The sequence below is a fragment of the Sorangium sp. So ce321 genome, from assembly GCF_051530195.1.
In the GTDB taxonomy this organism is placed as follows: domain Bacteria; phylum Myxococcota_A; class Polyangia; order Polyangiales; family Polyangiaceae; genus Sorangium.
In genome coordinates this window covers 128,105-142,186 of record NZ_CP150329.1, presented here as the reverse complement: position 1 = coordinate 142,186, position 14,082 = coordinate 128,105, and the positions used below count along the sequence as shown (strand labels likewise).

Annotated in this window: 13 protein-coding genes; 5 read left to right on the top strand and 8 right to left on the bottom strand. The window is 71.0% G+C overall.

Going from position 1 to position 14,082, the window contains the following annotated elements; translation table 11 throughout:
* Nucleotides 1–131: 131 nt before the first annotated feature.
* Both WME89_RS00540 and WME89_RS00535 read right to left on the bottom strand, forming a co-directional pair.
* Nucleotides 132–950 (bottom strand): MOSC domain-containing protein, encoded by an 819-nt coding sequence (locus tag WME89_RS00540; protein WP_438007333.1) that lies wholly within the window; start codon nucleotides 948–950, stop codon nucleotides 132–134.
* A 106-nt stretch (nucleotides 951–1,056) separates the two neighbouring features.
* Nucleotides 1,057–2,040 (bottom strand): hypothetical protein, encoded by a 984-nt coding sequence (locus tag WME89_RS00535; protein ID WP_438007332.1) that lies wholly within the window; start codon nucleotides 2,038–2,040, stop codon nucleotides 1,057–1,059.
* 81 nt (nucleotides 2,041–2,121) lie between these two features.
* Here WME89_RS00535 and WME89_RS00530 point away from each other — a divergent pair, with 81 nt between their 5' ends.
* From WME89_RS00530 to WME89_RS00520, 3 genes are all read left to right on the top strand, one after another.
* Entirely contained in the window at nucleotides 2,122–2,778 is a 657-nt protein-coding gene (locus WME89_RS00530) for a ferritin-like domain-containing protein (protein ID WP_438007331.1), read from the top strand.
* A gap of 610 nt (nucleotides 2,779–3,388) precedes the next feature.
* Entirely contained in the window at nucleotides 3,389–3,727 is a 339-nt protein-coding gene (locus tag WME89_RS00525; protein ID WP_438007330.1) for a four-helix bundle copper-binding protein, read from the top strand.
* Nucleotides 3,728–3,850: 123 nt separating this feature from the next.
* Entirely contained in the window at nucleotides 3,851–4,975 is a 1,125-nt protein-coding gene (locus WME89_RS00520; RefSeq protein WP_438007329.1) for a DUF4185 domain-containing protein, read from the top strand.
* A gap of 93 nt (nucleotides 4,976–5,068) precedes the next feature.
* On the opposite strand, the gene WME89_RS00515 is transcribed toward WME89_RS00520, so the two are convergent.
* The 6 genes from WME89_RS00515 to WME89_RS00490 all read right to left on the bottom strand — a co-directional run bounded on the left by WME89_RS00515 (nucleotide 5,069) and on the right by WME89_RS00490 (nucleotide 11,459).
* Nucleotides 5,069–6,001 (bottom strand): trypsin-like serine protease, encoded by a 933-nt coding sequence (locus tag WME89_RS00515; protein ID WP_438007328.1) that lies wholly within the window; start codon nucleotides 5,999–6,001, stop codon nucleotides 5,069–5,071.
* A 401-nt stretch (nucleotides 6,002–6,402) separates the two neighbouring features.
* Nucleotides 6,403–7,734 carry a hypothetical protein gene (locus tag WME89_RS00510; RefSeq protein ID WP_438007327.1) on the bottom strand — a complete coding sequence of 444 codons (1,332 nt, stop codon included), beginning with the start codon at nucleotides 7,732–7,734 and terminating at the stop codon, nucleotides 6,403–6,405.
* A 197-nt stretch (nucleotides 7,735–7,931) separates the two neighbouring features.
* A complete protein-coding gene (locus WME89_RS00505; protein ID WP_438007326.1) occupies nucleotides 7,932–8,090 on the bottom strand; it encodes a hypothetical protein in 159 nt (52 codons plus the stop codon).
* A 573-nt stretch (nucleotides 8,091–8,663) separates the two neighbouring features.
* A complete protein-coding gene (locus WME89_RS00500; RefSeq protein WP_438007325.1) occupies nucleotides 8,664–9,290 on the bottom strand; it encodes a hypothetical protein in 627 nt (208 codons plus the stop codon).
* Between the two features lie 145 nt (nucleotides 9,291–9,435).
* The gene (locus WME89_RS00495) at nucleotides 9,436–10,293 is read right to left on the bottom strand and encodes a fibro-slime domain-containing protein (RefSeq protein WP_438012086.1); all 858 of its coding nucleotides are present in this window, start codon (nucleotides 10,291–10,293) and stop codon (nucleotides 9,436–9,438) included.
* Nucleotides 10,294–10,547: 254 nt separating this feature from the next.
* Nucleotides 10,548–11,459, bottom strand: a complete 912-nt coding sequence (locus tag WME89_RS00490) for a LysR family transcriptional regulator (protein ID WP_437622877.1) — start codon at nucleotides 11,457–11,459, stop codon at nucleotides 10,548–10,550.
* Between the two features lie 210 nt (nucleotides 11,460–11,669).
* Between WME89_RS00490 and leuC the strand changes: the two genes are divergently transcribed.
* The gene (gene leuC / locus WME89_RS00485; protein WP_438007324.1) at nucleotides 11,670–13,079 is read left to right on the top strand and encodes a 3-isopropylmalate dehydratase large subunit; all 1,410 of its coding nucleotides are present in this window, start codon (nucleotides 11,670–11,672) and stop codon (nucleotides 13,077–13,079) included.
* Nucleotides 13,080–13,106: 27 nt separating this feature from the next.
* The gene (gene leuD / locus WME89_RS00480) at nucleotides 13,107–13,724 is read left to right on the top strand and encodes a 3-isopropylmalate dehydratase small subunit (RefSeq protein ID WP_437622875.1); all 618 of its coding nucleotides are present in this window, start codon (nucleotides 13,107–13,109) and stop codon (nucleotides 13,722–13,724) included.
* Nucleotides 13,725–14,082: the final 358 nt, after the last annotated feature.

Sequence of the window (14,082 nt, the reverse complement as noted above, 5' to 3'; positions counted from 1 at the left end):
ACCTGTATCACGGACGCGCCTCGGTCCGCGCCGCTCCGGCGCGCTCCGGCGGCCCGCCGCGCTCGAGCCGCCACGCTGCCGGCGTGCTGGCAGGCGCGCACCGCAGGCGTCCTCGCCCCCACCGCGCGCGGTCACGCGAGCGTCACCTCGTCCCCCACGCGCACCGTGCCCGATTTCGTCTCGTGAATGTAGTTCTGACCGAAGTTGATGTCGCTCGGCTTCTGCGGATCGCGGCGGTACGCGGCGAGCGTGCGGAGCGGCTCGAGGCTGCGCTCCGCGGTCAGCTGATCGGTCGTGGTGACGACGCAGCGGGCGCACGGGCCGCCGGCGCGGAGCACGAGATCTCCGGCGCGGACGCGGCCCCACCGGTCCTCGTCGAAGGCGGCGCAGCCGCTCACGACGAGGTTGGGCCGGAACCGATCCATCGGCACCGGCGCCGCGCCCTTGCCCGCGAGGTGAGCGTTGAGATCGGCGAGCGAGGCCTCGGACACCACGAGCAGCGGGAACTCGTCGGCGAACGACACGACGTCTCCCGGGCGCGCCACCGAGGACTTGAGGACGGGCCGGTGGAACGCCTCGCCCGCGCGGACGAGCCGCGCCGGGTGCTCCAGGAAGTCGCTCAGCCACGCGGCGGCCTCGTCGCCGCAGTCCTCGGCCTGGAGGCCGATGCTGCGCCAGACCTCGACCGTGAGCAGGCGCGCGCCCTGCGCCGCGCGCGGCACGGAGATCGGCGGGCGGCCGTCGGCGCGCAGCGTGAGCGCGCCCGGGGAGAGCTGCGCCTCGATGAGCGCCATGCGCGGCAGCGGGCGCTGCGTGAGCGGCTTGCCGTCGGGCTCGACGATCATGAACCGCCGGTCGCCGGCGAGGCCGAGCTCGTCGACGGCCGCCGCGTCGAGCGCGACGCCCCGGCAGCCTTTGACGGGATAGATGTGGATCGCGGAGACGCGCATCCCGGAGCTTATATCACCTGTGTGCCACGCGCAGACAGCTCTGTCCGCCGCGAGCGGCGCTCGCGCGTCGAGCCGCGAGCCGCGAGCCGCCGCTCCCGCTGCTCGCTCACGCCACGTCCTGCCCCCCCTCGATCCCGAGCACCTTCCGCAGGTCCATTCCCTCGATGACCTGGGCGTTCTGCTGCACCCAGTCGACGAGCACGGGGCGCAGCGCGCGCGCGATCTCCTCCTTGACCAGCCCCTCGACGGCGCTCGGCCCGAGGTGCTTCGGGTCGAGCGCGACGCCGCCGCCCGCGGTCAGGGCGCCGAACAGGCGCACGAGCGACTCGACGCCCGCCGCCTGGCCGGCCGCGCCGAGCGGCTCCACCCGCTCGACGGCGATGTCCCCGCCGCGCTTCAGGACGAAGCGGCGCAGATCCGCCTGGTCGGCGCCGTTCTTGCGCAGCACCGCCGACGAGCAGTCGACCTCGATGCGCTGCACGCGCGGCGCCGTCTCGAGCTCCTCGCGGGTGCCCTCGACGTCGACGCTGGCGGCGATGGTCGCGCCGGCCGGGATGCGGAACCCGTCCCGGCCCACCGCGCCCGCGAGCTCCTCGCGCAGCGTCACCCGCGCCGAGAGGCGCGCGCCGCGGGGGGCCGTGCCTCCGCTGCCGGACTCGAGGTTCGAGAGCACCTGACGCACCGTCAGCACGAGATCGGGATCGCTCGTCGGGTCGTACGGCGGGATGGCCATGGGCGTCGAGGTGACGAGTCCGCGCATGAAGGCGCGGGCCTCGTCCTCGGCCGACTCCTTCCCGACCCGGACGATCCCCTTCGTGTAGAAGACGTTGGGGCTCATCGCGCCTGAGCGGAAGTCGTACTCGACCTGCTGCAGCCCCATGTCGCCGAGCGGCGGCGGCAGGTCGATGACGAGGTACGGCTCGAAGGCGACGCGCAGGAGCGACGGCGCGAGCGTCAGGCGGAGCGCCGTGGCGCTCGACGTCGCGAGGGAGGCCACCCCGGCGCGCTTCAGGACGGTGCGCGCGGGCAGGTCGAACGAGATCGAGATCGACTCGAGATCGAGCCACGAGGGCAGGAAGCGCCAGGCCATTCCAGGAGAGTACACCCTCCTCGCCCCCGCGAGGGACCGCCTATTGACCCGGCGCCCGGGGCGTACCCATCATGTCTCACCATGAACGCAGATGAATTCCTCGACGAGCTCGACCAGAAGGTCGGCGAGCGCCTCACCCGCATCGGGACCGCGGCCGGCGCGGCGGAGCCCCGGAGCGGCATCGGCATCCCGGAGCTGCTCGCGACCGCGCTCAAGAAGGAGCTCGAGGCCACCGAGGAGGCTGCGCTCTGGCTGACCACCGAGACCGACGTCGAGGTGAAGCTCGCCCTCGCCCGCCAGTGCGGCGACGAGGCGCGGCACTACCGGCTCATCGCCGAGCGCCTCCGTGCGCTCGGCGTCGACCCGTCGGCCCTGCCGGCCAGGTTCGGGCCTCCCACGCCGATGTTCGGGTACCTGAAGGGGCTCGGCTCCACGGTCGAGCGCGTCGCAGCGGGCCAGTTCACGCGGGAGGCGCTCGCGAAGGTGCACAACCAGGCCTTCATCGACTACTGCGAGGCGCAGGGCGACGCCGAGACCGCGCGCCTCTACCGCGACGTGATCCAGCCCGACGAGGGCCATCACCACGAGATGGGCCGGCGCATCCTCGCGCGCCTCGCGACCACCGAGGAGGCCCAGGCGCTCGCGCGCGCCGCCGCGATGCGCACGCTGGAGATCGCCGAGGAGCTCCAGGAGATCGCGCGCATCAAGATGGGTATCTGCCGCGCGCCCGGGTGCTAGAACACCGATCACGTTGAAACCCGGAGAATTTTCACAGGGAGGCGGGGAGGCGGGGAGGAAGAAAAAATGAAGTTCTTTCTCTTGCCGTCTCTCGCTCCCCGCCTCCCCGCCTCCCTGTGAAATTCCTGCTCTTTCTCGTGGTTTCAACCCGTTTGTCGCTCTAGCGACCCGCGCCCGCGAGACCGCCGCTCCGGGCCGTGAGGGACGCGACGCAGCGAGCATCCGAACGCCTGGACTGGACGTCCACGGGCGACTGCGCCGCGGGCGGCGCCGGTCCGCCGGCGCCTCGAGGGGGCGGCGTGGTCCATCGAGCTCCCGGCCAACCTCCGGGAAGCCTTCATCCGGGAGAGGCGCGCCGCTGAGCTGAGCGACCAGGGCGTCAGCGGCCGTTCCGACCGGGTGCTCGCGCGCGTCCGGCCGCCCAGGCGCTCGCGCGGCGCGTTCAGGACACGAGATCTCGTCGCGTCAATCGCTGTTCCGAGGCCCATATGCGGGATGGCCCGACGTGCGAAAGCCGCTCAATCCATTCAACCTCTGGATACCAAGGTTGCCTCTTTGTCGCGAGATGCCTCGCGGCGAGGAGCGGCCCAGTTGACCAAGGGGGGTTCTCATGAGCAAATTTCCGGGGGACAGATCGTTCCGCGAGGTGGCCCGGTTCACCCAGGATTGCGGCTCGATCTGCACCCATGCCAGCCAGTACTGCCTCGAGATGGGCGGCGCGCACGCCGACGCCACGCACATGCGCTTGCTCCAGGACTGCGCCGACATCTGCGAGGCGGCCTCCAAGCTCCTCCTGCGCAGCTCGCCGCAGCGCTCCCAGATCACCAGCGTTTGCGCGTCCCTCTGCGACCTGTGCGCGGCGAGCTGCGACAAGCTCACCGGCGACGCCCAGATGAAGACGTGCGCTGACGAGTGCCGCCGCTGCGCCGCGGCGTGCCGGCAGATCTGACGGCGGCGGAGCGTCGCTCGCTCTTGCCTTGCCCGTCCGGCCCTCGGACGGGCTCACGCGACGCCGCGGTTCGAGCAGGAACCGCGTGCAGCGGCTTTGCACCTCCATGATACCCTCGCGCGCATGCGCTATCGAAGGACGATCGGTGCCGCCGGGGTCGCTCTCCTCTGCGCCGGGTGCGGCGGCGCGGACGCGCCCGAGGCCGCGGTGCGCGCGGCGCGCGATCTCGGCCCGCTCGCGTTCGAGCCCGTGATCCGGGGCCGGGACGGCGGGTACAGCGCGCGGTGGGGCGACCGCTCGGTGTGGGTGTTCGGCGACACGACCCTGGAGACGCCGGGAGAAGACCGCTCGATCTGGAGGTCGAGCACCTTCTGCGCGACCTTCGATCTCGACGCTTCCGACGGGCTCTCGCCGCTCACCGAGCCGCTCGACGCGGCCGGCGCGCCGGGGGAGCTCCTGCCATTCACCGAGGAGGAGCTCGCGTTCAACCTCGCGCACTTCGGCCCCCTGGCGGAGCAGGAGTGCACGGAGGACTGCGGGGCGCGCTACGCGCTGTGGCCGGGGCCCATCGTCGCCGACGACGCGACCGGCCGCGCGCTCGTCCTCTACAGCAAGCTGATGGCGCGGCCCGGCGCGTTCAACTTCGAGCTGCTCGGCTCGTCCGTCGCGGTCTGGGAGCGCCTCGACGCGCCGCTCGCGCGCCCCGAGGTGCGCCCGGGCGCCGCGGATCCGACGCTGCTCTTCGGCGCGGCCGAGCCCGCGCTCACGGCGGCGGCGCTCGTCCACGAGGGGATGCTCTATGCTTACGCATGCGCGTGCGCGGGGCTCACGTGCCCCTGCCTCGTCGCGCGCGCGCCGGCCGCGGAGGCGACCGAGCGCGGAGCGTGGCGGTTCTACTCGGACGGCGACTGGGTGGACGGCCACGACGAGGCCGAGCCCGTCATGGCGGGAGCGCCGATGATGTCGGTGCACTGGAACGAGCGCGCCGGGAGGTACATCGCGCTGTACAGCGAGCCTGTGTCGTCGCACATCTCGCTGCGGACGGCGCCCGCGCCGGAGGGCCCGTGGTCGGACAGCGTGGTGGTGTTCACCGCCGAGGCGCCGCCGAACCCGGAGGCGTGGCCGTATGCCGGCCTCGGTCACGCCGAGCTCGCGCGGGAAGGAGGGCGGTTCGAGTACATGACGTACTTCAGGGAGACGGGCTTCCTCGAGGGGGAGATCCGGCTCGTCGAGCTGGAGCTGGAGTGACGGCGAGGCGGCCCCGTGAGGGGCACCTGCGCGCGGTCCAGCGGGTCAGCGGTGACCGCCAGGTCCAGACGACCCCGGGCGGGCGAGGGAGCGCTACAGATTGCCCCCGCGAGGCCTCACGAGCGTGTACTGCTCCGGCGGGATGACGCTCTTCACCCAGTTGATGAAGGTGTCCGAGATCGTTGCGTACTCGACGTGCGTGGAGGAGCGGGGAATCGTGAGCTCCGCGCTGTCAAAGCTGTTCACGCTGACCAGCTGACCACGGATCGCGCTGCTGCCCGATGGCTCCCAGAAGCACCCACCGCCTTCGTCGGTCTGGATCAGGGTCTGACCGGCAGCGTTGGTCCGGTACGTGTACCACGGTGTACCAGCGACGAGGTTGGCATCATCTTCGATGAAGTTGACGGCGTCTGCGGCCCCGACGCCGCGGTAGCTGCCCCCTGCCGTCCGCGGGCCATTGCTGACGCAGTGGATGTTCCTGTCGGCCGGCGGCCACCCTCGCGGGAAGAAGGAGGAGATCGACGTCACCACGCAGCCGTGCGTGGCGTCGACCAAGGGGCATGGCAGGTTCAGATCGTTCACCTGGTTGAGCACCGGGGAGGCGAGGTGCAAGAGCGCAACGTCCGCGGCGCTCGACGAGACCCAGATGGGCTTGCCGGTCCAGCCTGGCATCACGTGTACCCCGGAGACGGCGCCGGCGCCTGACACGAAGACGCGACTCGGGGCGAGCGGGACGCCATTGGCGTCCGAGACGCAGTGCGCCGCGGTGAGGACCCAGGCGCTCGCGATCAGCGTCCCGGTGCAGAGCGTCGGGATGATGTACGGCTCGGAGCCAGGAGTGATGCTGATGAGCATGCTCACGGCGCGATACGCGGCGTTCGGGTCGGTGCTGCCATTGATGATGGCGTCCTCCGACTCGCCCGTGAACTCCATCGCCTCTTCATCATCCGTGTTCACTGCGCAGCCCAGGGCGCTGGACGAGACCAGCAGGGCACCGAGAGAGAGCATCAGCTTCATCGTATCCATTGGTTTTTCTCCTTGGTTCATCCACGAACGTCGCCGCGCCATCGGGCGACCGACGTGCCGATCCCCGACGGAGGGGCGATGGGATTGGACGTTCGTCGATGGCCAGTTCGGTCGGTTGCTGCCCTGACCTACGCGCGGGGGAGGCTCTGGTTTCACGAAACCTCGCGGGCTCTGTCGCGAGCCCGCAGAGTGTGGCGTGGAGGCGGCTCTACGCGCCCAGGGGCGATCTCGTGCTGGACGGCGGGATCATGTCGACGTCCCCTACCAGCCGGAGGGCCGGCCCGCGGTCGAGGCCATCGCGGCGCGAGCGCGCGCAGGCGCATGGAGTCGGCGACGACCTCGATGAGGTAGCCATTGCCGGTCCCCCCGTCGTATCGGCGGCCTTCGGCCCTCCGCCGCGATCACATCCACATCCGCGCCACCACGCCGTAGGTCCCTGGCCCCGGGGACATGCCCACGTCGGCGCCGCCGAGGAGGACCTGATCGCCGGAGATCACCCGCACCGTGTGCAGCACCCCGAACTCGCCGAAATCGACCGGCAGCACGCCTCCATCGCCGAACCCCGCGTCGAGCGCGCCGTCGCACGCGTACCGCGCGAGCAGCGGCATCGCCGCGCCGCCCTCGCCGCCGTTGCCCGCCACGAGGACGGCGCCGCCCGGCAGCAGCACCATGTCCTCGGCCCGATCGTCGCCCCCGGTGGTCGGCCACGCGGCCACGCCTGCTTCGCCGAACGCCGGGTCGGGCGAGCCGTCCGCGAGGAAGCGGCGGACCTGGAAGTCGCGCGCCCCCTCCGGGCCCGCGTCGCCGGCCACCACGACGCCGCCGTCGGGCGACAGCGCGACGGCGACAGCGCGCTCGTCGATCCCCGGATCTCCGGCGACGATGACGCCCCGGTCGCCGAAGGAGCCGTCGAGCGCGCCGCTCGGCAGGAGCCGGATCACCACCATGTCGCGCTGGCCGTCCCGCTCCGCGGAGCCGACCACGACGAGCCGGCGGCGCCGATCGATCGCGACCGCCTCGGCGACCGACGCGGGCCCCAGCGCCACGGTCCGGTAGCCGCGCGGGATGGCGAACGAGGTGTCGAGGGCGCCGTCCCCGGTGGCGCGCGCGATCAGCAGGCGTCCGTCGCGCTGGCCCACGGCCACGATCCCGTCGTCGTGCGCGACGAGCCCGCCCCGGATCACCTCGTCCCCGCCGAGGTCGAGCAGGCGCTTGCCGCCGTCGCCGAAGCTCGGATCGAGCGAGCCGTCGTCAGCGTACCGCGCCAGCGCCACGTCCGCCGAGGCGCCCCCGAACCGATCGCGCCAGCCGATGGCGACGGTCCCGCCGGCGCGCCGGCGGCTGACGGCCGCCAGATAGACGTAGTCGCCGGTCGAGGCGGCCCAGGAGGTCGTCACCATGCCGCCACCGCCGAAGCCGGGATCGACCGAGCCGGCCCCGGTCAGGCGGGCGACGCGGAACCTCACCCCGCCGAGGCCGCCCTGGCCCCACCCGCCCGCGATGATCTCATCGCCGGCGGCGTCGAGATCGAAGAAGCCACCGTCGTCGTCGGCGCCGAAGCGCACCCGCGCCATCCCGGTCCCCGCCCCGCCGAACGAGGGGTCGAGCTGGCCAGCCATCGCGCCGGCGTCCGGGCCGGCGCAGCGGAGGGCCACGCCGGCGCTCCCGGCTGGCTCCTCGGCGAGGAGGTGACCCGGGACGAGCAACACGACCAGTGCAAAAAGAGCTCTCATGAAGCGATCTGTTGGACGCGCGCGGGGCGGTGTCAAACGCGGCGACCCCTGCCGACCTCGCGTCGCGGCCGTCGGGCGCCGGAGATCGCGCGACGCCCGCACAGGAGCGCTCCGCCGCCTCGGACGTACCCCCGCCGCCCGAAGGGTCCGCGATCTCGGCAGGACCGTCGACATGGCGGAGTCGGCGACTCGGAAGCTCACGAGTCCGCGACATGGCCATGGATATGGAGCGACTGCAGCGCTCCTGCCGGCGTCGATGGCGCCTCGAACGCGGCCACGGCGTTCGCCGCCGGCCGGACGACGGCGACGAGCCGGCGCGCCGCCTCGGTGCGCGGGGACGGCGTCCGGCCGCGCACGGCGGGAACCGGGGCGCGGCGCGTGGCATCTTCCGTGGAGGTGGTCCGTTGACGGTCAAAGGAAGGAGGCCACGATGCGCGCCATCACGGTCGAGCCCGGCAAGCCCAGATCCGGGCTCCTGGAGGACATCCCCGAGCCGCCCGCCGAGCACGGGCCGGTGCTGGTCAGGACGCTCGCCGTCGGCGTGTCTGCTCGCGGCGCTGCTCGGCGTGCAGCGGGGGCTCGAGGTGCGCGTGCTCGACCGGGTGACATCGAGACACCGCCGCCGATTCCGACGATGTGACGTGGTTCACCTGTTCTGACATGGTTTTCGAGCATGCGTCAGCTGCGTTTCGTGCGCCGGACGCGCTGTGTTGCCGTGGAAGACGCCGAGCGCGCCGGGTTGTGGACCAAAGCAGACTCTTCAGTTTGCGGACGCGCTGTTCTGTGCGCCCGCTCGTGATTTCCGCCGCGATGTTGGACAGTCATCCGCTCGGGGCGCAGGCGCCTCCAACGCTGTGGAGGCGCCTCCGCTAGGGTGGAGCAAAATGATGGACCCTTGATCGAGGTCGTTGTGGACGCGCGCGAACAGGTTACAACAGACCTTGAAAGCCACGAGCGCTGACGACAGGAGAGCCCACCATGACCACCGCGACGCCGATGACGACCTCCACCACGATGCCGACGACCTCCACGATGCCGACGACGGAGAAGACGTCCGGCGGATCAATGATGCCCGGCATGGGCATGGGCATGATGCCGGGCATGGGCATGATGCCGGACATGATGGGCATGATGCGCAACATGATGGGCATGATGCCGGACATGATGGGCATGATGCGCAACATGATGGGCATGGGCATGATGCCGGACATGATGGGGATGGGCATGCCGATGATGCCCAACATGATGGGAATGGGCATGCCGATGATGTCCAACATGATGGGAATGATGCCCAACATGATGGGAATGATGCCCAACATGATGGGCATGGGCATGCCGATGATGTCCAGCATGATGAGCACGATGGGCGGGAACATGCCCATGATGTGCAAGATGACCTGTGAGATGACCAAGGACGGGATGACCTGCAAGATGATGCCGGCCGAGGGCATGTCGATGGACATGCTCAAGAGCTGCTGCGAGTCGATGATGAAGATGATGTCGACCGGCATGCCCATGATGATGATGTGCGGCAGCATGCCCATGATGATGTGCATGCCCACCATGACCAAGTAGCCCGCCCAGAGGCCTTCCTGGAGCGACAGAACGCCGGCTGACGCCGGCGTTCTTGCATTTCTCCTCCCCCTCTTCCCTGCGCGGGAGCGCGCCCTTGCTCAGGGCGCCGACCGCGAGGTGGATGCGCTACCGGATGATCGGCTCGCAGTTCGTGTACGCGAGCGTCGTGAACATGAGCTCTGATCCGCCGCTGCGGCGCTCCGCGAAGAAGATGTCGATCGGGTATTCCCGCCCTACCTCGAGGTCGATCTCCCCGGCCAGCTCGTCGAGATCGAGGGTCCACGAGGCAGGGGAATGGACCCCGCCCATGTCGATCGCCAGCTTCCTGTCGATGAACACCCAGATGTCGTCGTCGCCGGCGAAGATGAAGACGTCCCCGCGCCTGTACTTGAACGTCATGTGGAGCTCGAACGTGAAGCTGTAGTTGTGATCTCGCCCCTCATTGCCCCAGCTCCGGTCGTCGTCGTCGATGGGGAAGAAGTCCTTGTCGAAGAAGATACGAAGCTGCTGATCGCTCACGTCGAGGGGGATGGTGTACCGGATCGACCGGTTGACCTCCGGGACGTCCCGGAACCACTGGTCGAACGCCTCGCGCCCCTCGGTGTGGGACTCCTCCGGAGGGCCGGGAAAGGCATAGACAGGCTTGCCGTCCGCGCCGAGCTCGACCTCGACGATGCCCTGCACGATGTCGCCGCCCCAGCGCTCGAAGTCCGGATGTCCGCCGGGGCTGCCGTACGCCTTGAAGTCGCGCACGATCCCCTCGAGCCGCGGCCTGCACGGGTCCTCCCCGCCGCCGCCCCCTGCGGAGGAGCTGCCGCCCGGGCCGCTGCCGACCCCGGCGAAACCGCCGCCGGCCCCGGCGAAACCGCCGCCGGCGCCCGTCCCGGCGTCGGAAGAAGAGGAAAGCTCGCTCCGCCTGGCGATGTTCTCGGGGCTGGCCGCACACCCGGCGAGCGGGAGCACCAGAGTGGTCGACAGCAACACAGCGAGCATCGGCGAAGGGCGCTGGCAAGACGGCGCCAGCGGCCGCGTGGTGCGCATCGAGGGCGCCTCCTCCTCCGTGAATGCCGTGACGCCCGCCGGTCCTTCGCTCGATCGTCCGCGTCCGCAAGAATCCGTCAACCCAAGGTCTAGCATCTGCACGCGCGTGGCATCGTGTCGCGCGCGCGCTCCCCTGACAAGCGGCGACGGCGGCGCGCCGGCGGGGGCGAGCTCTCTCCCGCGAGGCGCTCCCCGCGCTACCCACCGAGGAGCGCGCGCGTCCGCTGCTCGGCGCGGCGCCCCTCGGCGGCCAGCCGGTCGATGAAGCGCTCGATGATCGGGTTGCGCCGGAAGTTCTCGCGCGTCATCAGCTCCACCGGCAGCGGCTCCACCTCGGCGACCTCCACGTCGAGCCGCGAGCGCGCCACCTCGGTGAGCGCGAGCGCCGGCGCGAGGCCGATGCCCAGCCCGCCGGACACGTACGACACGAGGAGCGACACGCTCGAGACATCGATCGTCGAGATCGGCCGGATCCGCTCGCGGTCCAGGTACGCGTCGAGCATGCGCCGCCCCACGCTGCCGGGCGCCAGCCGGAGCAGCGGCTCGTGCCGGAGCCGCTCGCGCAGCGCCGGCGCCTCGCCCTTCTGCCGCGGCCCCACCCAGAGGAACGGCTGCACGAACAGCGGCTGCCGCACGAGGTCGCCCCCCGCCGACGACGCCGACGCGAGGCCCAGGTCCACCTCCCCGCGCTCCACCCACCGCGCCGCGTCCACCGAGTTCGCCGTCGTGATCGCGAACCGCACCGGCGCGCGCTTCTCGAGCAGCTGGCGGATGACCGGCACGAGCAGCCCCTTGCCGAGGTAGTCGCTCGCCGCCACGCGCAGCGTCGTCGACGGCTCCCCCGCCAGCTCCGAGAGCAGCTCGAACACGCCCTCCGCCTGGTCGAACAGCCGCGTGATCGCGCCGAGCGCCGCCTCGCCGGCCGAGCTCAGCCGCACCCCGCGCCCGTCGCGCTCGAACAGCGCCACCCCGAAGTGCTCCTCCACCCGGCGCACCTGCTGGCTGATCGCCGACGGCGTCTTGTGGAGCCGCCGCGCCGCCTCGGCGACCGAGCCCGACCGGGCCACCATCAGGACATCCTCGAGCGCGGGGAGGAGCGACGCATCCATGTAGCAATACTTAACTCATCGTGAAAAAAGTTTCATTAGACTTAATTCTACGGCTCCCGCATAGTCCTGCCACCTGCCCGACGCCGGATCCGTCGAGCTCCGGTTGCCTCCCCAGGAGGCCGCCGGCGCGCCCCGGCTCCGGCGCTCGGGCCGGTCCGCTTCGCACGCCGTCATCTTCAGCCGCGTTCAGCCGCGCCCCGAGAGGCCATCATGGGTAAGAGTCTCTATGACAAGGTTTGGGACCTCCACAAAGTCCGCACGTTGCCGAACGGCGAGGACCAGCTCTTCATCGGCCTTCACCTGATCCACGAGGTGACGAGCCCCCAGGCGTTCGGGATGCTCCGCGACCTGAACCTGCGCGTGCGCATGCCCGAGCGGACGTTCGCGACGCTCGACCACATCGTCCCGACCGACAACCGCAAGCGGCCGTTCAAGGACTCGCTCGCCGAGGGGATGGTCGACGCCCTCAAGAAAGCGTGTACGGAGCAGGGCGTCACCTTCTTCGATCTCGAGTCCGGGCGGCAGGGCATCGTGCACATCATCGGCCCCGAGCTCGGCCTGACCCAGCCCGGCATGACGATCGCGTGCGGCGACTCGCACACGTCGACGCACGGCGCGTTCGGCGCGATCGCGTTCGGGATCGGGACGACGCAGGTGCGCGACGTCCTCGCCACGCAGACCTTGAGCCTCCAGCGGCTCAAGGTCCGGCGCATCCAGGTGGAGGGCAAGCTCGGCCCGGGCGTCTACGCGAAGGACATCATCCTCGAGATCATCCGCCGGCTCGGCGTGTCCGGCGGCACGGGCTACGCGTACGAGTACGGCGGCTCGACCATCGAGGCGTTCTCGATGGAGGAGCGGATGACCCTGTGCAACATGTCGATCGAGGGCGGCGCCCGGGTCGGCTACGTGAACCCGGATCAGACGACGTTCGATTATATCAAGGGCCGCCCGTACGCCCCGCAGGGCGAGGCGTGGGACAGGGCGCTCGAGTACTGGCGCTCGATCGCGTCGGACGCCGACGCGCGCTACGACGACGTGGTCCGGATCGACGCGAGCGAGATCGCGCCGACGGTCACCTGGGGCATCACGCCCGGCCAGGCGATCTCGGTGAAGGAGAAGGTCCCGGCGGCCGAGGACGTGGCGAACGAGTCCGAGCGGGCGCTCATCCGCGAGGCGCTCGAGTACATGCGCCTCGAGGGCGGCAAGCCGATCGAGGGGACGAAGATCAACGTCGCGTTCATCGGCAGCTGCACGAACGGCCGGATCTCGGACTTCCGGGAGGTCGCGCGGCGCATCAAGGGGCACAAGGTCGCGCCGAACGTGCGCGCGCTGGCGGTGCCCGGGTCGATGGACGTGGCGCGCGCGGCCGAGGCCGAGGGGCTGGACAAGGTCTTCCGCGAGGCCGGCTTCGAGTGGCGCGAGCCGGGCTGCTCGATGTGCCTGGCGATGAACCCGGACAAGCTGATCGGCGACGAGCTGTGCGCGTCGTCCTCCAACCGCAACTTCAAGGGCAGGCAGGGGAGCCCCACCGGCCGCACCGTGCTCATGAGCCCGGTGATGGTGGCCGCCGCCGCCGTGCGCGGCGAGATCGCCGACGCTCGTGACGTGTTCGGAATCTGACGACGCTCGCACCCGAGGGAGATCCCAATGGCACTCGACTTGATTCAATCCGTCACCGGTCGCGCCGTTCACGTTCCGGGGGACGACATCGACACGGACCGCATCATCCCGGCGCGCTACCTCAAGTGCGTCACCTTCGATGGCATCGGCGAGCACCTCTTCAAGGACGTGCGCTTCGACGAGCAGGGCGCGAAGCGGGAGCACCCGCTGAACGACCCGCGCTTCGCGGGCGCCACGATCCTGATCGCGGACCGCAACTTCGGCTGCGGCTCGTCGCGCGAGCACGCGCCGCAGTCGATCGCCAAGGCCGGCTTCAAGGCCGTGATCGCCGAGAGCTTCGCCGAGATCTTCTTCGGCAACTCGACGACGCTCGGCATCCCCTGCGTCTCGGTGGGCCGCGAGGACCGCGCCGCGCTCGTGGCCCGCGTCAACGCCGACCCGTCGACGACCGTCACGGTCGACCTGCAGGAGCAGGTCGTCCGGGCCGGCGACCTCAAGGTGCCCTTCACCATCAAGCCGGGCGCGCGCGAGTCGCTGATCAAGGGCACGTGGGACCCGATCGCCCAGCTGCTCGAGGGGGCGGACGAGGTCCAGAAGGTGGCGGCGCGGCTGCCCTACGTGCAGCAGCGCGCCGCCGCGCAGTAGGCCACCCCGGACCGGCGCCGCCGCGCAGGCAAGCCGGCGGCGCGCGGCGAGCCCATGGCGCGCGGCGAGCCCGTGGCGCGCGGCGAGCCCCGCCTGGCGGTTGGCTCAACCTGGCACGTATCCAGCGCTCCCGCCTTACCCTGCCCCTCTCCCGCGCCGCTGTGGCTCGCGCGCCGTGGCGCGCATCCCTGGGGGAAACAAGCTGATCGCGCGGCGCGAGGCCCCTGCCGGACCGCGCTCGCTCCTGCGGCTCGCCATGGCCTGATCGTTCTGGACCGGTCGTTCCAGAATGATCAGCCCAGCGCGACGGCAGCTGGGTCCTCGCCTGGGGCCAGCCGCCGCCGAGCGACCGACAGCG

Excerpts from the sequence above, each read along its gene's own strand:
- WME89_RS00490 (WP_437622877.1), bottom strand. The coding sequence starts at position 11,459 with ATGGATGCGTCGCTCCTCCCCGCGCTCGAGGATGTCCTGATGGTGGCC.
- WME89_RS00540 (WP_438007333.1), bottom strand. The coding sequence starts at position 950 with ATGCGCGTCTCCGCGATCCACATCTATCCCGTCAAAGGCTGCCGGGGC.
- WME89_RS00515 (WP_438007328.1), bottom strand. The coding sequence starts at position 6,001 with ATGGATACGATGAAGCTGATGCTCTCTCTCGGTGCCCTGCTGGTCTCG.
- WME89_RS00535 (WP_438007332.1), bottom strand. The coding sequence starts at position 2,040 with ATGGCCTGGCGCTTCCTGCCCTCGTGGCTCGATCTCGAGTCGATCTCG.
- leuC (WP_438007324.1), top strand. The coding sequence starts at position 11,670 with ATGGGTAAGAGTCTCTATGACAAGGTTTGGGACCTCCACAAAGTCCGC.
- WME89_RS00510 (WP_438007327.1), bottom strand. The coding sequence starts at position 7,734 with ATGAGAGCTCTTTTTGCACTGGTCGTGTTGCTCGTCCCGGGTCACCTC.
- WME89_RS00500 (WP_438007325.1), bottom strand. The coding sequence starts at position 9,290 with ATGCACATCATCATGGGCATGCTGCCGCACATCATCATCATGGGCATG.
- WME89_RS00525 (WP_438007330.1), top strand. The coding sequence starts at position 3,389 with ATGAGCAAATTTCCGGGGGACAGATCGTTCCGCGAGGTGGCCCGGTTC.
- WME89_RS00530 (WP_438007331.1), top strand. The coding sequence starts at position 2,122 with ATGAACGCAGATGAATTCCTCGACGAGCTCGACCAGAAGGTCGGCGAG.
- leuD (WP_437622875.1), top strand. The coding sequence starts at position 13,107 with ATGGCACTCGACTTGATTCAATCCGTCACCGGTCGCGCCGTTCACGTT.
- WME89_RS00520 (WP_438007329.1), top strand. The coding sequence starts at position 3,851 with ATGCGCTATCGAAGGACGATCGGTGCCGCCGGGGTCGCTCTCCTCTGC.